We start from the raw sequence: 15,852 nt of genomic DNA on the forward strand, positions 1-15,852 counted from the left end.
TTTCCTCCTCAACTACAATTGGTCTTTTTTTCTATATGACTAAATTCTATTGTAATTGAACTTTTCGACAATGGAAACTAAATTCCTTTTATTTTTGAAAAAATATAAGGAATTCAATATTATTCTCCGGATATCTCTTGTTTTCGACTTCGTTTGCTATTGGAATAAACCGTTTGTCGAAAAATCTTCATATCGTTTTCATTTTATCACATCGTTCCAAAAAAACCTCTATTTTTTGAAGAAATCAAAATTAATACCGACCCAAACCTATGCTAATCATAATTTTCCATTAAAAAGGGGCATCCAAAAGGATACCCGGATTCTTAGCTTGCCTTTTCATAATTATCTTTGTCGTATATATTTATACCGGCTTCGTTTAACATCCATTCGATATGGACTCCATACCCACTTGTAGGATCATTAACGAATACATGGGTGACTGCACCGATTAATTTCCCATTTTGTATGATAGGACTGCCGCTCATACCTTGAACAATCCCACCCGTTTTTTGAAGCAATTCTTTATCCGTCACTTTTAAGACCATTCCTTTGATTGCAGGAAACTTCTGTGGGATGGAACTGACGATTTCTACATCGAATTCCTCCACTTGAGAACCATCCACCACTGTAAGGATTTTTGCTGGCCCTTCCTTTACCTCATGGGAAAGGGTGATGGGGAGTGGTTTGTCGTTAATTCCATTTTTAAAATCTTGATTTAATTTCCCAAAAATGCCAAAGGGACTATTGCGATTGATATTTCCTATTTTTTCTTTATTGGAAGAAAAGCGTGCCAATTTTTCTCCCGGATCACCATTGCTTCCTTTTTCGATGGATGTGACCGTCGATTGAACGATCTGTCCGTCCTTAACAACAATCGGCTTTTTTGTATCCATATCGGATATGACATGTCCCAACGCCCCATATTTTTTTGAATCCGGGTGATAAAACGTCATCGTTCCGATGCCAGCTGCCGAATCACGGATATACAAACCCAATTTGTAAGTTCCTTCATTCTTATCTTTTAGCGGTAATAAGGTACTATGAAGCACTTCATTATCACGGTTAATGACAATTTTCAACGCCTCACCCTTTTCACCTGCCTGCTGAACAAAAGGGGTTACATCCCCCATCTTCTTTATCGTCTGACCATTGATTTCTGTAATAATATCACCGATTTCAATTTTCGCTTTTTCTCCCGGTGATTTTTTCCCCTGCGCCGTATCAATAAGATGATGACCCACTACGAGCACCCCAAGAGTATTAAGCTTCACTCCAATGGATTGGCCTCCAGGCATGACCTTAAAGTCTTTTAACACCCTGATGTCGACCTTTTTGGCAGGCAAGCCTGCTACATCGAGTAACACTTCATTCGTACCTGGTTTCTCAGCACCAAGCGTAATCGAAGCTTGTTCATCATGAAGTGAAATTCCATCACTGGTTCCCGAAGTTTTTGCAGAAACAGGCAATGATTTGGAAATACTATATTGACTTCCTTCAAATAGTACAAGATGATTTGGAATTAAAAAATATTCACGAGATGGCTGGTATAACCCTAATGTTAATAGCGAAACAAGGAGAATTCCACCGATGATCCTGTTTATCCATATAAATTTCAATCCATTCACTCTCCTCGCTCTCTGAAACTTTATGGCTACACCTTTAATTTAGCCCTCATGACAGTCATTTATAACAGGTGCAAAAAATAAAAGCTATCCGTTTTTGGATAGCTTTACAATGAATGCTTATGATAAGTTCAAATAATGTTCTTACCGGCCCATCAAGATGTAATCTTCAGCCTTTTGGCCAGCTGGATTAATTCATTGGCATGTTGTTTCGTCAAGTCCGTAATCTCTACTCCCGAAATCATCCTGCCAATTTCTTTTATTTTTTCAGTTTCAATTAGCGGCTTGACCGAGGTATTCGTGCGTCCGGCCCTTACATTTTTCGCTATGAAAAGGTGAGTATCCGCCATGGCTGCCACCTGAGGCAAATGGGATATGCACAATACTTGTGATCCAGTTGCCACTTTATAGATCTTTTCGGCAATGGATTGGGCAACCCGTCCGCTTACACCTGTATCCACTTCATCAAATATAATGGACGTTATGCCTTGATGCTTGGAGAAAATGCTTTTCAAAGCCAGCATGATCCTCGACAGTTCTCCACCAGATGCGATTTTAGAAAGAGGTTTTAACGGTTCACCTGGATTGGTGGAAATATAAAATTCCATTGAATCCAGCCCTGACTGATTAATGCCCCTATCTGACAATTCATCGAAAGTATAGGCTGTCTGAAGGAAATGAGGTTCGAAAATTGTTTTTTCCATATATAAATCCTTTAATTCCTGATGAATCTTTTTGGTTAGCTGCTGAGCGAATTTCTGGCGAAGTTCAGACAGATTCTTTGCTTCGACGATTAGATCTGCCTTGATGGATTTCATTTCCTTTTCAAGCTTCGCGATATGGGTTTCCCTATTTTGCAGCTTTTCGACTTCTTCTTCTATTGCGGCCCCATATTCCAGGATTTCCTCGATGGTCCGGCCGTATTTACGCTTTAATTGATTTATTTCATTAAGTCTACTTTCAATGAATTCCACACGTTCTGTATCATAATCCAAAGAGTCCAATTGGTCCCGGATGTTTGACACAGCCTCTTCGAGCAGGAAGTAGCTATTTGAAACGGTTTCAGAGCTGTGCTTTAAACCTTCATCAAGCCCTGCCGCTTCCTCCAAATTATTCATGGCTACGGAAAGCCAATCAATTGCATGCTGCTCGCCATTTAAAGCATTATAACTGGTTTGCAGCGCTTCATGGATTTTTTCGAAATTATTAATTTTCTTCCGTTCTTCCATCAATTCTTCATCTTCGCGTAATTTCAAATCAGCTTTTTGGATTTCATCGAATTGAAATTGGATCAGATCAAGGCGATGGACCATTTGCTGTTCATTTTGGCTCAAACCATTCAATTGTTTAGAAGCCGTTTCATAACGTTTATATAGCTTTTGGTATTCAGTGAGTGCAGATGCGATTTTATCACCGCCAAATTGATCGAGCAGCGGAAGATGGAGTCGTTCATCCATTAATTCCTGATGTTCATGCTGACCATGGATGTCTATCAATGTCCGCCCTATCTCACGTAATGTGGAAATCGTTACCAGCTTCCCATTTACCCTGCAAACGCTTTTACCGCTCTGTGAGATATCCCTTCGAAGTATCGCCATCCCATCATTCATATCCAGGCCAAATTCTTCCGCTTTGACAAAGACCGGGTGTTTTTCATCTTCAATTTGGAATAGTCCTTCTATTTCAGCCTTCGACTCACCATGCCGAATGAACTCTGCAGAACCACGGCCCCCAACCAAGAGATGAACGGCATCTATTATGATTGACTTCCCTGCCCCTGTTTCTCCTGTCAAGACCGTCAAGCCTTTCTCAAATGAAACGGACAGGCTGTCTATGATCGCAAAATTCCTAATCGATAGTTCTGTTAACAAACTAGGTCACCTCACAACATTATTAGAGCATGTCCAAGAATTTGCCGGAAATGATCTTTGCATCTTCCTCAGAACGGCAGATAATTAAACATGTATCGTCGCCGCCGATCGTCCCGAGTATTTCTTGCCAATTTAAATTATCAATCAATGCACAGATGGCCTGGGCATTACCCGGGAGCATCTTCATAACCAGCAAATTGTTGGCTGAGTCAATGCGTACAAATGCATCGACAAGGATTCTCTTTAATTTTTGAAGTGGATTGAAACGTTGGTCGGCCGGCAGACTGTATTTATACCTTCCATCCGTTAAAGGAACTTTTACAAGGTGAAGCTCTTTAATATCCCTTGAAACGGTGGCTTGAGTTACATTGTATCCAGCTAATTTCAATTCTTCAACTAACTCATCCTGTGTTTCGATATCATTATTCGTTATAATGTCCCTTATTTTTATATGTCGTTGTCCTTTATTCATAAGTAGAAGCACCTCTTCTCAACTGTTGCTCATTTAATGGTAATGGTATCACTTTCATTTCTTACTTTAAGCAAGCTGCCCAATTTGCCTCGGTATCATCAGTACGCGCAAATAGGCCGCTTTACTAAGTGGCTAATATTAATGTTATCGGATTTATATGCAATTGTACAACTTTTTCTCTAAAATGAATACAAGTCTAATTTTTGCACTTACCTATTTTATGTATCCACCCATAAATGATTCAAGTTCATGACGACAATGTATAGTCAAAAAGCTCCTTTAGCCAACCGTTCAGCCAAAGGAGCCATACAAAGTTCTAGCTATTCTTTTTTAAATTGGGCATGGGCCTCTCCAACGATGTCATCAACCGTTTTCGAAAGCAATAATGCCCCATCTTCCTTCGACCCTTGCCAGTGTAAATGAAGTAAGAATTCAATGTTTCCATCACCGCCGGTAATCGGTGAGAAGGAGGCATCCTTGATATCATAGCCTTCCTTTAAAGAAAAAGAAATGATCTTATCCAACACTTGTTTATGGATTTTGGGATCACGAACAATCCCCTTTTTACCCACTTGATCCTTCCCGGCTTCGAATTGCGGTTTAACCAAGGCAACGACATCACTATTCGGGACGAGCAAGGTCTTTAGCACCGGTAAAATTAACGTAAGCGAGATGAAGGAAACATCAATGCTTGCAAAGTTTGGCATCTCCCCGTCGAGATCGGCGGGTGTAACATAACGGAAATTGGTTCTTTCCATTACTTTTACCCGCTCATCCTGCCTAAGCTTCCAGGCAAGTTGATTATAGCCGACATCAAGCGCATAAGACATTATGGCGCCATTTTGCAACGCACAATCCGTAAACCCGCCAGTTGATGATCCGATATCAAGCAGTATTTTTCCATTCACTTGTAAATCGAATTCCCTTAATGCCTTCTCAAGTTTAAGACCGCCTCTTGAAACGTAAGGCATGACTTTTCCTTTGATCGTGAATTCGAGATCGACCGGCACTTTTTCCCCCGGTTTTTCGTATCTTTCTTCATTCGCGTAGACAAGGCCTGCCATAACCATACGCTTCGCTTTTTCACGTGTATCGGCCAAGCCTTGTTCTACAAGTAATACATCCACTCTTTCTTTCATCACTTTCATATTTTCAGGCCCTTTTTTCTTTTTTGGGTGTTATCATTTTAATCTTTTTGATGGCTGTCTCAGTCGTCAGACCGATTTCTTCAAGAAGTTCATCGACGCTTCCATGTTCAATGAAATAATCAGGTATCCCCATTCGATCTATAATTGCCCCATAAAATCCTTGATCATGAGCATATTCAAGAACAGAACTACCAAAACCACCTTGAAGAACCGCTTCTTCTATTGTCAGGATAGGCATTTTTTCACCAAGGAGACTGCTTAGCATGTTCTCATCCAAAGGCTTAATGAACCGGGCATTGACCACCTTCACTGAATAATCCTCTTTCTCGAGCAGTTCTGCCGCTTCAAGAGCCATGGGAATCGTTGTGCCGAACGTTAAGATGGCAGCATCCGTTCCTTCTTTAAGAACTTCCCACGAACCGATCGGAATCTGCTGTAATTCAGCATCCATCTCAACTCCCCAACCATTCCCACGAGGGAAACGCATCGCAATCGGACCATCATTATAGTTTAAGGCCGTATTGACCATATGCTGGCCTTCGTTTTCATCTTTCGGCATCATCAGCACCATATTCGGTACGTGGCGTAAGAAAGCAATGTCGAAAACGCCTTGATGCGTTTCACCATCGGAACCAACTAATCCGGCACGATCGATTCCTATGAATACGTTCAAATTCTGACGGCAAATATCATGAACCACCTGGTCATAAGCCCTTTGCAGGAAGGTTGAATATATAGCCAGGAATGGTTTCATTTTTTGCGTTGCCAATCCGGCTGCAAATGTTGCAGCATGCTGCTCGGCAATCCCTACATCATAGAAACGCTCTGGGAACTCTTGAGAGAAGCCCACCAATTTCGAACCTACGGGCATTGCAGGTGTAATCGCGACAATCCGCTCATCGTCACGGGCTAGCCTGCTGACAGTATCGCTTACGAGAGCGCTCCAAGCAGGACCCTTACTAGGGGATTTCACGAAATCGCCTGTCTCTATCTTGTATGGGCCTGTCCCATGCCAATTCCCGGTTGTGTCCAACTCGGCAGGTGAATATCCCTTGCCTTTTTTCGTGATGACATGCAGCAGGACCGGTCCCTTCGTTTTCTTGGCATATCTTAAATTCTCAAGCAATTCTTCATAATTATGTCCATCTACTGGTCCAAGGTATGTGAATCCGAGTTCTTCGAAAAAGATTCCTGATACCAATAAATACTTCATGCTATCCTTCAAGCGTTCAGCTGTAGCCGCAAGTTTACCACCGACTGCAGGAATTTTTTTCAAAAGCAGCTCCAATTCATCTTTTGCCCAGTTATATTTACCTGCTGTCCGCAACCTTCCCAATATCGTGTGTAAGGCACCTACATTGGGGGCTATGGACATTTCATTATCATTCAGGATAACGATCATGTCCTTTTTTTCATCACCGATATGATTCAACGCTTCAAGCGCCATTCCCCCTGTTAGGGCACCGTCTCCGATTACAGGCAAAATAAAGCTGCTTTCCCCTTTGATATCACGGGCAGCCGCCATCCCCATTGCAGCTGAAAGGGAAGTCGAACTGTGACCGGTTTCCCAAACATCATGGGGGCTTTCAATCATTTTAGGAAAACCGCAAAGACCTTTATATTTCTTTAAGGTGTCGAACTCCCCTGCTCTGCCAGTCAGGATTTTATGGACATAGGATTGATGTCCGACATCCCATAAAATTTTATCATTCGGACTGTCGAATTCTTTATGCAAGGCAATAGTCAACTCGACGACACCTAAATTGGGACCAATATGCCCACCGGTCACCGATAATTTTTCTACAAGGAATTTCCGTACTTCCACACTTAACTCGACGAGTTCTTCATTATTCATCTTCTTCAAAAAAGAAGGGTCTTTTATAGATAGAAGATCCAAACAGGACCACTCACTTTCTGTCATTTTCGGTTGTTAGCATAAACAAAGCCTCATAAAAGAGGGCTATGGAAGACTTGACCGAAAAATTGGTTTTAAGTTAAAAAATAGCCGCCAACACCCAGGTGATTTCGGCGGCTTATTATACCTATTTTATCACGTATCTCAATTAAAAAATTCATTTTGATTTTCACATATTTTTGCACAATGAGTATACCACAAAACCTCAATTGATAACAAATTTAGCCACAATCAATGATTACGGTTCGCAATTAAATCAGTTAGTTCATTCAACAAACCCGTTTGTAAGGTTGTTTTTCCTAAAGCGGCATGGGCAAGTTCTATATGATGTTCCAACTTTTGCTTTGCCCCTTGAAGGGTTAGTAAAGAAGGATATGTGCTTTTATGATTCCCCACATCACTGCCAACCGGCTTGCCGATCAACTCGACTGACCCTTCAATATCCAGAATATCATCGCGAATTTGAAAAGCAAGCCCCAGGTGGTATGCAAAGTCACGTAAATGCAGTTGCTGTTCTTCACTCGCCCCTGCTAATATAGCACCGGAAAGGATGCTTGCAGTCAATAACTTCCCTGTTTTATGTTCATGAATATACTCCAATTCCTGAAGGGTCAGCTGTTTATTCTCACCTTCCATATCGGCAACTTGCCCCCCAACCATTCCTTCGGCTCCGGCAGACTTCGCAATTTCACTTACAAGGTTCAGCTTCATTTCAGCCGTGACCTCGGGATCGATCATATCCGTCACCAATTGAAAGCTATAAGTAAGAAGCGCATCACCTGCCAGTATGGCCACCGCTTCACCGAACACTTTATGATTCGTCGGTTTTCCGCGGCGGAGATCATCATCATCCATTGCCGGAAGGTCATCATGAATCAAAGAATATGTATGAATCATTTCAATGGCAGCCGCTGCTGGAATCCCTATCCTCAAGCTTTTTCCAAAGGCCTCCAAAACCGCAAAGACCAATAATGGGCGAATCCGTTTACCCCCTGCCTGCAGTGAATAGATCATGGCTTCTTTGACTACTGCCGGGGCTTTAAGTTTATTGACATATTCGACGATTTCCCGTTCTATAATTGCCTTATATTCATTAGAAAACATTTCAAAGGACGCCGTACCCATGTCATTCTTCCTCCTGTACAGCAAAGTTTTCAAGTTCCCCATCTTCGCGTAAAATTTGAGTCAACTGATCTTCAACAGCCTTAAGCTTTGAATGGCAAAGCCTTGATAAATCCATTCCTTGTTTATATATCGAAATGGCTTCTTCCAAGGGCACATCGCCTTCTTCCAACTGCTCTACAATTTTTTCGAGATTCTCCATCGCTTCTTCAAATGTAGCTTCCTGTTTTTTTGTCATGATTCAATCCGCTCCTTAATTTCTTTAATTTCACATTCAAGAGTTCCATCTTTTATCGAAACCGCTATCTTATCCCCTTTTGATACTTGCTGTGTACTTTTCACTAATGTCTCATCCTCAGCAAAAACCAATCCATAGCCCCGTTCCATGATTTTTAGTGGACTGAGGGCAGATAAAGTGGCTGTAATATGGACGAACTGCTGAGATTTATGCCGATAGATGGCTTCCATGGCCCTCCGTAAAACCTTTGCATGCTGCTGCAGTTCATCTTTCGCATTTTTCACCGCTTGTTCAGGATGCTGCTTTTTCAAAATATCGTTCAGCTGATTCAGCTCATCTCTCTTTTTCATGAAATATCGCGTGCTGGTCCTCCCTAGCCTGTCCATCGTCTTGTCTAGTTGTTCCAGCTTCTGTTCGTACATTTTATGTGGGTAACGGAAAGCATAAGACCTCTCCATCCTGGTCAAACGGGTTCGTTCAAAATTCACCGCTTCTTGAATGGAGCGGGTCAATCGATTCTTGCGGTTCATCAGGCGTTCGAGTATTTCATTCAAGTGAGGAACCGCTAACTCTGCTGCACCAGTAGGCGTAGGAGCACGCATATCGGCGACAAAATCAGCAATCGTAAAGTCGGTTTCGTGACCGACAGCAGAAATTACCGGTATATCGGAATCATATATCGATTCAGCCACTATCTCCTCATTAAAGGCCCATAGTTCCTCGATCGACCCGCCGCCCCTTCCGACAATGAGAACATCGCTTTCTGCCCTTGCGTTCGCCATGGAAATTGCCTTGGCAATCGATTTAGCGGCATTATTCCCTTGTACAAGTGCTGGATAAACGATGATCCTGGCGATCGGATATCTCCGCTTGATGGTTGTCAGGATATCTCTTAATGCAGCTCCGGTCGGCGAAGTAATGACCCCTACAGACTTAGGGTATTGCGGGATGGGCTTCTTGTGTTCGGCCAAAAACAAGCCTGCCCCCTCCAGCTTTTTCTTCAGCTGTTCATAAGCAAGATATAAATCCCCCACACCATCAGGGGCCATGCTTTTCACATAAAGCTGATACTGTCCTCCAGCTTCGTATAATGATATATCACCCTTAACAAGTACCTTCATGCCATTTTCGGGCAGGAATTTCATCCCTTTATTATTGGCGGCAAACATAACGGAGAGAAGCCGTGCCTTCTCATCCTTTAAAGTAAAATACATATGTCCGCTTGTATGTTGTTTAAAATTTGAAATTTCACCTTTTATGTATACATTTTGCAAATGGGGGTCGGCATCGAACTTCCTTTTGATGTACTTCGTTAAAGCCGACACACTCAAATATTGTTGGTTGCTCATATAATGTCTCCTTCCGATGGAAATCGGATATAAAGAAAACTCACCTATAGATTATCATAAATCCATGAATGAAAAAAAAGCGGTCTCCCGTTATTATAAAACAAGAGGTCCGCTTCTTTAAAATAATTTAACGTTTTTTTCAGCTTTTTAATGCTTGCTTGTTTAATTCAAGTGCTTTTTGAGCAGATTTGACCGTATTCTTCATAAGCATCGTAATCGTCATGGGACCAACGCCTTTAGGAACAGGTGTAATGTATGAAGCCTTATTTTTCACTTCATCAAACGCCACATCACCGCAAAGCTTCCCTTCATCATTCCTGTTCATTCCGACGTCAATGACGATTGCGCCTTCTTTAATATGGTCACTCGTGATCGTGTCCCTCTTTCCGACCGCTGCCACAACGACATCGGCTTGCTTGGTATAATAAGCAAGATCCTTTGTCCGTGAATGACAGTATGTAACGGTTGCATTTGCATTTAAAAACAATTGTCCGGCTGGTTTTCCGACGATATTACTTCTCCCTACGATGACAACATGCTTACCTTCAAGGTCATAGTCGATATACTCAAGCATCACCATGACGCCGTATGGAGTACAAGGTAAAAATGCATCTTGTCCCGTCATCATCCGCCCAATATTAATCGGGTGGAATCCATCTACATCCTTTTCAGGGGAAATCGCTTCAATGATCGCCTTTTCCTGAATATGTCCAGGCAAGGGCAGCTGCACCAATATACCATGAATGCTGTCATCCTGGTTTAATTCAGCAATGCTCTGAATTAATTCCTCCTGAGAGAGTTCCGCAGGCTTTTTAATTAGTACGGAATGCATACCCAAGTCCTCACAGGCCTTTTGCTTATTGCGCACATAAGTTTGAGAGGCTTGATTGTCACCCACCAGGATTACAGCTAAACCCGGAACGATATTTTTTTCACGTAACTGTTGAACTTCCTTACTGATTTCCTGCCTAACTGACTCTGCAATTTCTTTACCATTAATGATTTGAGCTGACATGTGTTTATTCCTCCCAAGTTAATTTTGCTAAAGAAATTGCTGAGAGAATCCTTGTTCAAGGCTGCAGCTTTAGCTGCCGCTTTTCACCTTTACTTTGGATAAAACGGCATTTACAAAGCTGCTTGATTGATCATCACCGAATTTCTTAGCAATTTCAATAGCTTCATTCATTGCAACACTTACAGGAACATCTTCACTGTGAACCATTTCATAAACCGCGATCCGCAGTAAATTCCGATCAATGTTCGCCAGTCTTTCCAACGTCCAATTCTCTAAATTGTCCCTGATCATTCCATCAATTTGTTCACGATTTTCCGTTATCCCCATTACTAATTTCTTGAAATAATTATCAGTGGGAGCACCATCCAGTACGCTTTCCATTGCTTCTTCTGGATTCGAGTTCGCAATATCTATCTGATATAGTGCTTGAAGGGATTTTTCACGGGCTTCTCTTCTTTTCATAATCTTACTCCTTTTACATCTACTATTATATATGAAAATGCTAGAACAAACGAACATTAAATAACATTTTTTCAAAAATATTAAGATTCTCGCTATATTATTTATAAAAACAAGCTAAATCCCACTAAATTAAAGGCCAAAAGATTCAATATCTTGATTCAAGATTACTTTCCAACGGCCAACACAGTCCCATACTTTTTGAAAGTGTCAAAAAGCTCTTGCCTAGCTTTCATGCTCATATTTCACCTTTTACACTCTAACAGAAATCACCCTTGAATTAAAGGGAAATTTCCAGACACCGCCTTATTATGTTCATTTAAATTTAATATTATAAGCAGGGTCCAAAAACGGGTATCATTGAGTTTACATTCAAAAAAACAAAAACCCGGCTTTTTGCCGGGTTTTTGCAGGTGTGAATCGAATGAAGCCCACTTACACTTCTTGTTCGTAATCCGTTTCTTGTTTAGCATTTTCAAACGCAATGCCCACTACATGAATGTTCACTTCGCCAGCGTCGATAGCGGTCATATTCAACAAAGCTTCACGAATGTTATCTTGCACTTCCTGAGCAACTTTCGGAATTGAAACACCAAACTTCATGACACAATAAAGTTCGACTTTGATGGATTCTCCCGTTAAGTCCACTTTAACACCTTTACCGTGGTTCTTTTTACCAAGCTTTTCAACAACACCCGTAGCGAAATTCCCGCGCATATGTGCAACACCTTCAACTTCCGATGCAGCGATACCCGCAATCACCTCTATCACCTCAGGCGCAATCTCCACTTTGCCCAGCCCACTATTATAATCATTCATTTCGAGTAATTGGCCTTCCATTTCACTCATTCAAAAGCACCTCCTGTCTTCCTTTACATTATGAGTTCATTACATCATATATTTCAAGGAATTTGGTATTAAATTCTCCGGAAACAAATTGTTCATGCTGAAGCAACTTAATATGGAAAGGAATTGTGGTACTGATCCCTTCAATGACAAACTCACCCAAGGCGCGTTTCATCTTCTCGATCGCCTCTTCTCTAGTCGGTGCATGGACAATCAATTTAGCGATCATGGAATCGTAATACGGCGGTATGGAGTACCCAGGGTATGCCGCAGAATCAACACGAACTCCGTAGCCGCCTGGAGGTAAATACATTTGAATCTTACCTGCGGAAGGCATGAAATTCTTTTCTGGATTTTCGGCATTGATCCGGCATTCGATAGACCATCCGTTATAAGTGACATCCTCTTGCGAAAGCGATAGTTTGTTGCCTGAAGCAACTTTGATCTGTTCTTTAATCAAATCCACGCCCGTTACCATTTCTGTAACTGGGTGCTCAACCTGGATACGTGTATTCATTTCCATAAAGTAGTATTTTCTATTCACATAGTCATAAATAAATTCTACTGTTCCGGCACCTGAATAGTTTACGGCAAGTGCAGCCGTCACAGCGGCCTGCCCCATTTCCGCACGTATTTCACCATCCAACGCCGGTGACGGGGTTTCTTCAACAAGTTTTTGCAAACGGCGTTGGACCGTACAATCACGCTCACCTAAATGGATGGCGTTGCCATGATTATCTGCCATGACCTGTATTTCAACGTGACGGAAGTCCTCGATGAACTTTTCAATATACACGCCAGGATTCCCGAATGCCGTCGCGGCTTCCTGTTGCGTGATGTTAATGCCCTTAATGAGATCTTCTTCCGTCCTTGCGACGCGGATACCTTTACCGCCTCCGCCTGCAGTAGCTTTGATGATGACTGGATAGCCCATTTCATTAGCTAGTGCTACACCCTCATCCGTATCTTTGATTATGCCTTTAGAACCTGGCACGATCGGTACACCAGCTTTGCGCATAGTTTCCCTTGCTACGTCCTTTGTTCCCATTTTATTGATCGCTTCGGGGCTAGGGCCGATGAAAATGATATTGCATTCACGGCATAGCTCGGCAAAGTCGGCATTTTCAGCTAGGAAACCATATCCCGGATGAATTGCATCGGATCCCGTTTTCTTGGCTGTGCTGATAATGTTGGTTGTATTTAAATAACTGTCTTTTGATAATTTAGGACCGATGCAATATGCTTCATCAGCAATTTGAACATGTAATGCTTCTTTATCTGCTTCTGAATAGACAGCAACAGTCTCGATTCCTAATTCCTTGCATGCCCGGATGATTCGGACAGCAATTTCCCCACGATTGGCAATTAATACCTTTTTAATCATTTAGAAACAGCTCCTCATTCCGGCTTTACTAAAAATAATGGTTGACCATATTCTACAAGCTGACCTTCTTTTACAAGGACTTCCACGATTTCACCGCTTACTTCAGCTTCGATTTCATTGAAAAGTTTCATGGCTTCCACGATGCAGACGATGGAATCCCCCGTTACTTTATCGCCTGCTTTTACGTATGCAGGTGAATCCGGTGCAGGAGATTGGTAGAATGTCCCTACCATCGGGGAAGTGATTTTATGTAAATTTTCCTGTTCAGTGACGGCAGCAGCCGGTTTTGCAGGTTCAACAGCTTTCGGTACTTCAGGGGCAGGGGCCGCTGCGGGCTTGACCTCTACAGCTGCATTGGCTTGAACAACATCTGGAGCAACTGCTGCTTGGTGTAATACTGTACCCGTTTCGGTTTTTTTCAATTTAATTTTCGTTCCTTCATTTTCGAAAACGAATTCACCGATATTTGATTGATCGACTAACTTAATAATTTCACGAATTTCTTGCACTTTCATTTTGTGGCACCCCTTGTCTAATTTAATATGAGTTTGTGAGGCAATAATATTTTATGTAACCCTACCCTTAGCTTATCCTACTTTGTCCAATACTGCACAAAGTAGCCGCTTTCTTTACGCGAATGCGAATAAACTGAATACAAACCTCATCTGTAGTATAACAGATATTTCACTTTCTCAAAATATTGTTTCCCTAAGAAAATTGAAAAGTTTATGACCAGCTTCTAACATCATACAATATTAGCTTATACAAATTCAATGATAGATTAATTGTTACTGAATATCCATACTTCCATCTTACACCTTTATTATAATATTGTGAATATTTATCAACTGGGGCACCTTAACGCTTTCTCTTGAATTTTGCATTTCATTCCTGGAAAACCAGCCATAATATCCATTGTAATTACTTTTCTGGAATATTACGGATGATCATTATCACCATTTCTATTTGAGTTCCTGATTCCAATCGACATAAAAAAACTTTTCCTCTAAAGTTTCCAGGTTTGTGAGATAGTTAATAAAATCATAATAAAAAGCCTCCCATTTTTTTATTAAGGGGGCTTTCAAATTTTTATGATGTTGAACTGTTCTGTATCAGTCACTTTTTTCTGTATGTGTGTTTACTTTTCCGGTTGGAAATCGACCACTACATTTTGTGCATCGCTCACTTCTTTCCTTACGAGGCGGATAATGTTATTGGCCTCTGTTTTCGTTTGTTTATCCGCCTTGACACTCACCTTTACATCCGTTCCGTCAACCCGGACCAGTGCGGCATTGTAATCCATGGCAACAATTAAGTTTTCAATGATATTTTCTTTCACTTTCGTTTCACTTAATTGTTCGATTTTTGCATAAGCCTCGTCTCTTTCTTCAGCTGATAGTTCTGTGTTGCCCATCTTAGCAGTCAATTCTTCATTCAGCTTCGCCCGTTCATCTTCAATCTGCATCCTTAACGATTCGAACTCATCTCCAGATGCAATGGTTACAGAGGAACCTTCTGTATTTTTGGAAGTTTCTTTTTCACTTTTATTTTCCCCTTTTGTCTCTGCTTTGTTCTCTGTTTTATTTTCTTCCTGTTCCATTTGCTCTGTTGCCGTCATATCGGCGGCATTTTCTTCAGGAGCGGTTAAATAATAGACTGAAAGCACAACGACCAGACTTAGCATAGTCAATAACCAAACGGTTTGTTTTTTTAATAACATGTAGATTTTCCCCCTTATTTTTTAGGCATGACAGAAACCCTGTGACTCGGTACATCAAGTGAGCGTGTGACAGCCTCGATGATCCACTTCTTTATTTGAATGTTTTCGGCCCCTTTAGCGACTACCAGGACTCCCCGTACACTAGGTTTTTTCGTTTCCGAAATGATCGGTCCTTCTTTTTCACCGCTCTTGACCAAAACTAGCTGTTCATCAACGGATGTGTCTTCGACCGTCCTTTTGCCGCCTTCCTGGTCGGTTTCTTCAGTGACTTGTTTTTGGGTGACTTTATTTCTTTCATATACTTTTTTCTCGGATGCATCGACGTAGATTACGACTTTCACATCCTGGACGCCTGCGATGGATTCTAGCGCTTCTTTCATTTCATTCTGTAGATATATTTCATAGTCTTTTGTAGTCTTGAATTCTGATTTCTTCTGGCCGAATGTTTCAACATCCTCATCTTCTTCCTGCTGTTTATCATTATTGAATACAGTCGTCACTTCAGATGTTTGTCCCGTCTTGTTGGTGGTTAACAAATTCCCGGCCATCATGATTCCCGATCCCAAAAGGACAACTATTAGAGCATAGACATACAGGGAAGGTTTTTTTTCCTTAGGCTCTTTTTGGTCAGGGTCTTTATTTAATAGTTTTTGCAGCCAGGATAATGGACCTTTGTCTTTGTTCAATACTC

Annotated in this window: 15 protein-coding genes; all 15 read right to left on the bottom strand. The window is 41.4% G+C overall.

All coding sequences use genetic code 11. From position 1 onward, the window contains the following. Positions 1–323: 323 nt before the first annotated feature. Positions 324–1,616: a SpoIVB peptidase gene (gene spoIVB, locus MKX49_RS14925; RefSeq protein ID WP_251540909.1), complete on the bottom strand. Its 1,293-nt coding sequence runs from the start codon at positions 1,614–1,616 to the stop codon at positions 324–326. Positions 1,617–1,777: 161 nt separating this feature from the next. Next, positions 1,778–3,493 (bottom strand): DNA repair protein RecN, encoded by a 1,716-nt coding sequence (recN, locus tag MKX49_RS14930; protein WP_340876896.1) that lies wholly within the window; start codon positions 3,491–3,493, stop codon positions 1,778–1,780. 22 nt (positions 3,494–3,515) lie between these two features. After that, positions 3,516–3,965: a transcriptional regulator AhrC/ArgR gene (gene ahrC / locus MKX49_RS14935; protein ID WP_034308279.1), complete on the bottom strand. Its 450-nt coding sequence runs from the start codon at positions 3,963–3,965 to the stop codon at positions 3,516–3,518. Positions 3,966–4,285: 320 nt separating this feature from the next. Further along, entirely contained in the window at positions 4,286–5,113 is an 828-nt protein-coding gene (locus MKX49_RS14940; RefSeq protein WP_034308281.1) for a TlyA family RNA methyltransferase, read from the bottom strand. A gap of 4 nt (positions 5,114–5,117) precedes the next feature. Further along, entirely contained in the window at positions 5,118–7,010 is a 1,893-nt protein-coding gene (gene dxs / locus MKX49_RS14945; RefSeq protein ID WP_048681832.1) for a 1-deoxy-D-xylulose-5-phosphate synthase, read from the bottom strand. Between the two features lie 249 nt (positions 7,011–7,259). Next, on the bottom strand, positions 7,260–8,153 hold the full coding sequence (locus tag MKX49_RS14950; RefSeq protein WP_251540910.1) for a polyprenyl synthetase family protein: 894 nt from the start codon (positions 8,151–8,153) through the stop codon (positions 7,260–7,262). A gap of 1 nt (position 8,154) precedes the next feature. Beyond that, a complete protein-coding gene (locus MKX49_RS14955) occupies positions 8,155–8,388 on the bottom strand; it encodes an exodeoxyribonuclease VII small subunit (RefSeq protein ID WP_034308286.1) in 234 nt (77 codons plus the stop codon). Next, positions 8,385–9,737, bottom strand: a complete 1,353-nt coding sequence (gene xseA / locus MKX49_RS14960) for an exodeoxyribonuclease VII large subunit (RefSeq protein ID WP_057278793.1) — start codon at positions 9,735–9,737, stop codon at positions 8,385–8,387. Before xseA ends, MKX49_RS14955 begins: the two co-directional genes overlap by 4 nt. A 139-nt stretch (positions 9,738–9,876) precedes the next feature. Next, positions 9,877–10,752, bottom strand: a complete 876-nt coding sequence (gene folD, locus MKX49_RS14965) for a bifunctional methylenetetrahydrofolate dehydrogenase/methenyltetrahydrofolate cyclohydrolase FolD (protein WP_063594095.1) — start codon at positions 10,750–10,752, stop codon at positions 9,877–9,879. 69 nt (positions 10,753–10,821) lie between these two features. After that, positions 10,822–11,214, bottom strand: a complete 393-nt coding sequence (nusB, locus tag MKX49_RS14970; protein WP_340876899.1) for a transcription antitermination factor NusB — start codon at positions 11,212–11,214, stop codon at positions 10,822–10,824. 432 nt (positions 11,215–11,646) lie between these two features. Continuing rightward, a complete protein-coding gene (locus MKX49_RS14975; protein ID WP_445670168.1) occupies positions 11,647–12,051 on the bottom strand; it encodes an Asp23/Gls24 family envelope stress response protein in 405 nt (134 codons plus the stop codon). Between the two features lie 37 nt (positions 12,052–12,088). Then, positions 12,089–13,441: an acetyl-CoA carboxylase biotin carboxylase subunit gene (accC, locus tag MKX49_RS14980; RefSeq protein WP_034308301.1), complete on the bottom strand. Its 1,353-nt coding sequence runs from the start codon at positions 13,439–13,441 to the stop codon at positions 12,089–12,091. Between the two features lie 14 nt (positions 13,442–13,455). Then, the gene (gene accB / locus MKX49_RS14985; RefSeq protein ID WP_034308306.1) at positions 13,456–13,956 is read right to left on the bottom strand and encodes an acetyl-CoA carboxylase biotin carboxyl carrier protein; all 501 of its coding nucleotides are present in this window, start codon (positions 13,954–13,956) and stop codon (positions 13,456–13,458) included. A 623-nt stretch (positions 13,957–14,579) separates the two neighbouring features. Continuing rightward, positions 14,580–15,161: a SpoIIIAH-like family protein gene (locus tag MKX49_RS14990; RefSeq protein ID WP_340876901.1), complete on the bottom strand. Its 582-nt coding sequence runs from the start codon at positions 15,159–15,161 to the stop codon at positions 14,580–14,582. A gap of 14 nt (positions 15,162–15,175) precedes the next feature. After that, positions 15,176–15,847: a stage III sporulation protein AG gene (gene spoIIIAG / locus MKX49_RS14995; protein WP_053535677.1), complete on the bottom strand. Its 672-nt coding sequence runs from the start codon at positions 15,845–15,847 to the stop codon at positions 15,176–15,178. Positions 15,848–15,852: the final 5 nt, after the last annotated feature.

Source organism: Peribacillus sp. FSL M8-0224, assembly GCF_038003055.1.
Lineage (GTDB): Bacteria > Bacillota > Bacilli > Bacillales > DSM-1321 > Peribacillus > Peribacillus frigoritolerans.

Bases quoted from the DNA above. Each gene is read 5' to 3' on its own strand.
- folD (WP_063594095.1), bottom strand. From the start codon at position 10,752: ATGTCAGCTCAAATCATTAATGGTAAAGAAATTGCAGAGTCAGTTAGG.
- MKX49_RS14975 (WP_445670168.1), bottom strand. From the start codon at position 12,051: ATGGAAGGCCAATTACTCGAAATGAATGATTATAATAGTGGGCTGGGC.
- MKX49_RS14990 (WP_340876901.1), bottom strand. From the start codon at position 15,161: ATGTTATTAAAAAAACAAACCGTTTGGTTATTGACTATGCTAAGTCTG.
- ahrC (WP_034308279.1), bottom strand. From the start codon at position 3,965: ATGAATAAAGGACAACGACATATAAAAATAAGGGACATTATAACGAAT.
- xseA (WP_057278793.1), bottom strand. From the start codon at position 9,737: ATGAGCAACCAACAATATTTGAGTGTGTCGGCTTTAACGAAGTACATC.
- nusB (WP_340876899.1), bottom strand. From the start codon at position 11,214: ATGAAAAGAAGAGAAGCCCGTGAAAAATCCCTTCAAGCACTATATCAG.
- MKX49_RS14950 (WP_251540910.1), bottom strand. From the start codon at position 8,153: ATGGGTACGGCGTCCTTTGAAATGTTTTCTAATGAATATAAGGCAATT.
- MKX49_RS14955 (WP_034308286.1), bottom strand. From the start codon at position 8,388: ATGACAAAAAAACAGGAAGCTACATTTGAAGAAGCGATGGAGAATCTC.
- accC (WP_034308301.1), bottom strand. From the start codon at position 13,441: ATGATTAAAAAGGTATTAATTGCCAATCGTGGGGAAATTGCTGTCCGA.
- MKX49_RS14940 (WP_034308281.1), bottom strand. From the start codon at position 5,113: ATGAAAGTGATGAAAGAAAGAGTGGATGTATTACTTGTAGAACAAGGC.
- accB (WP_034308306.1), bottom strand. From the start codon at position 13,956: ATGAAAGTGCAAGAAATTCGTGAAATTATTAAGTTAGTCGATCAATCA.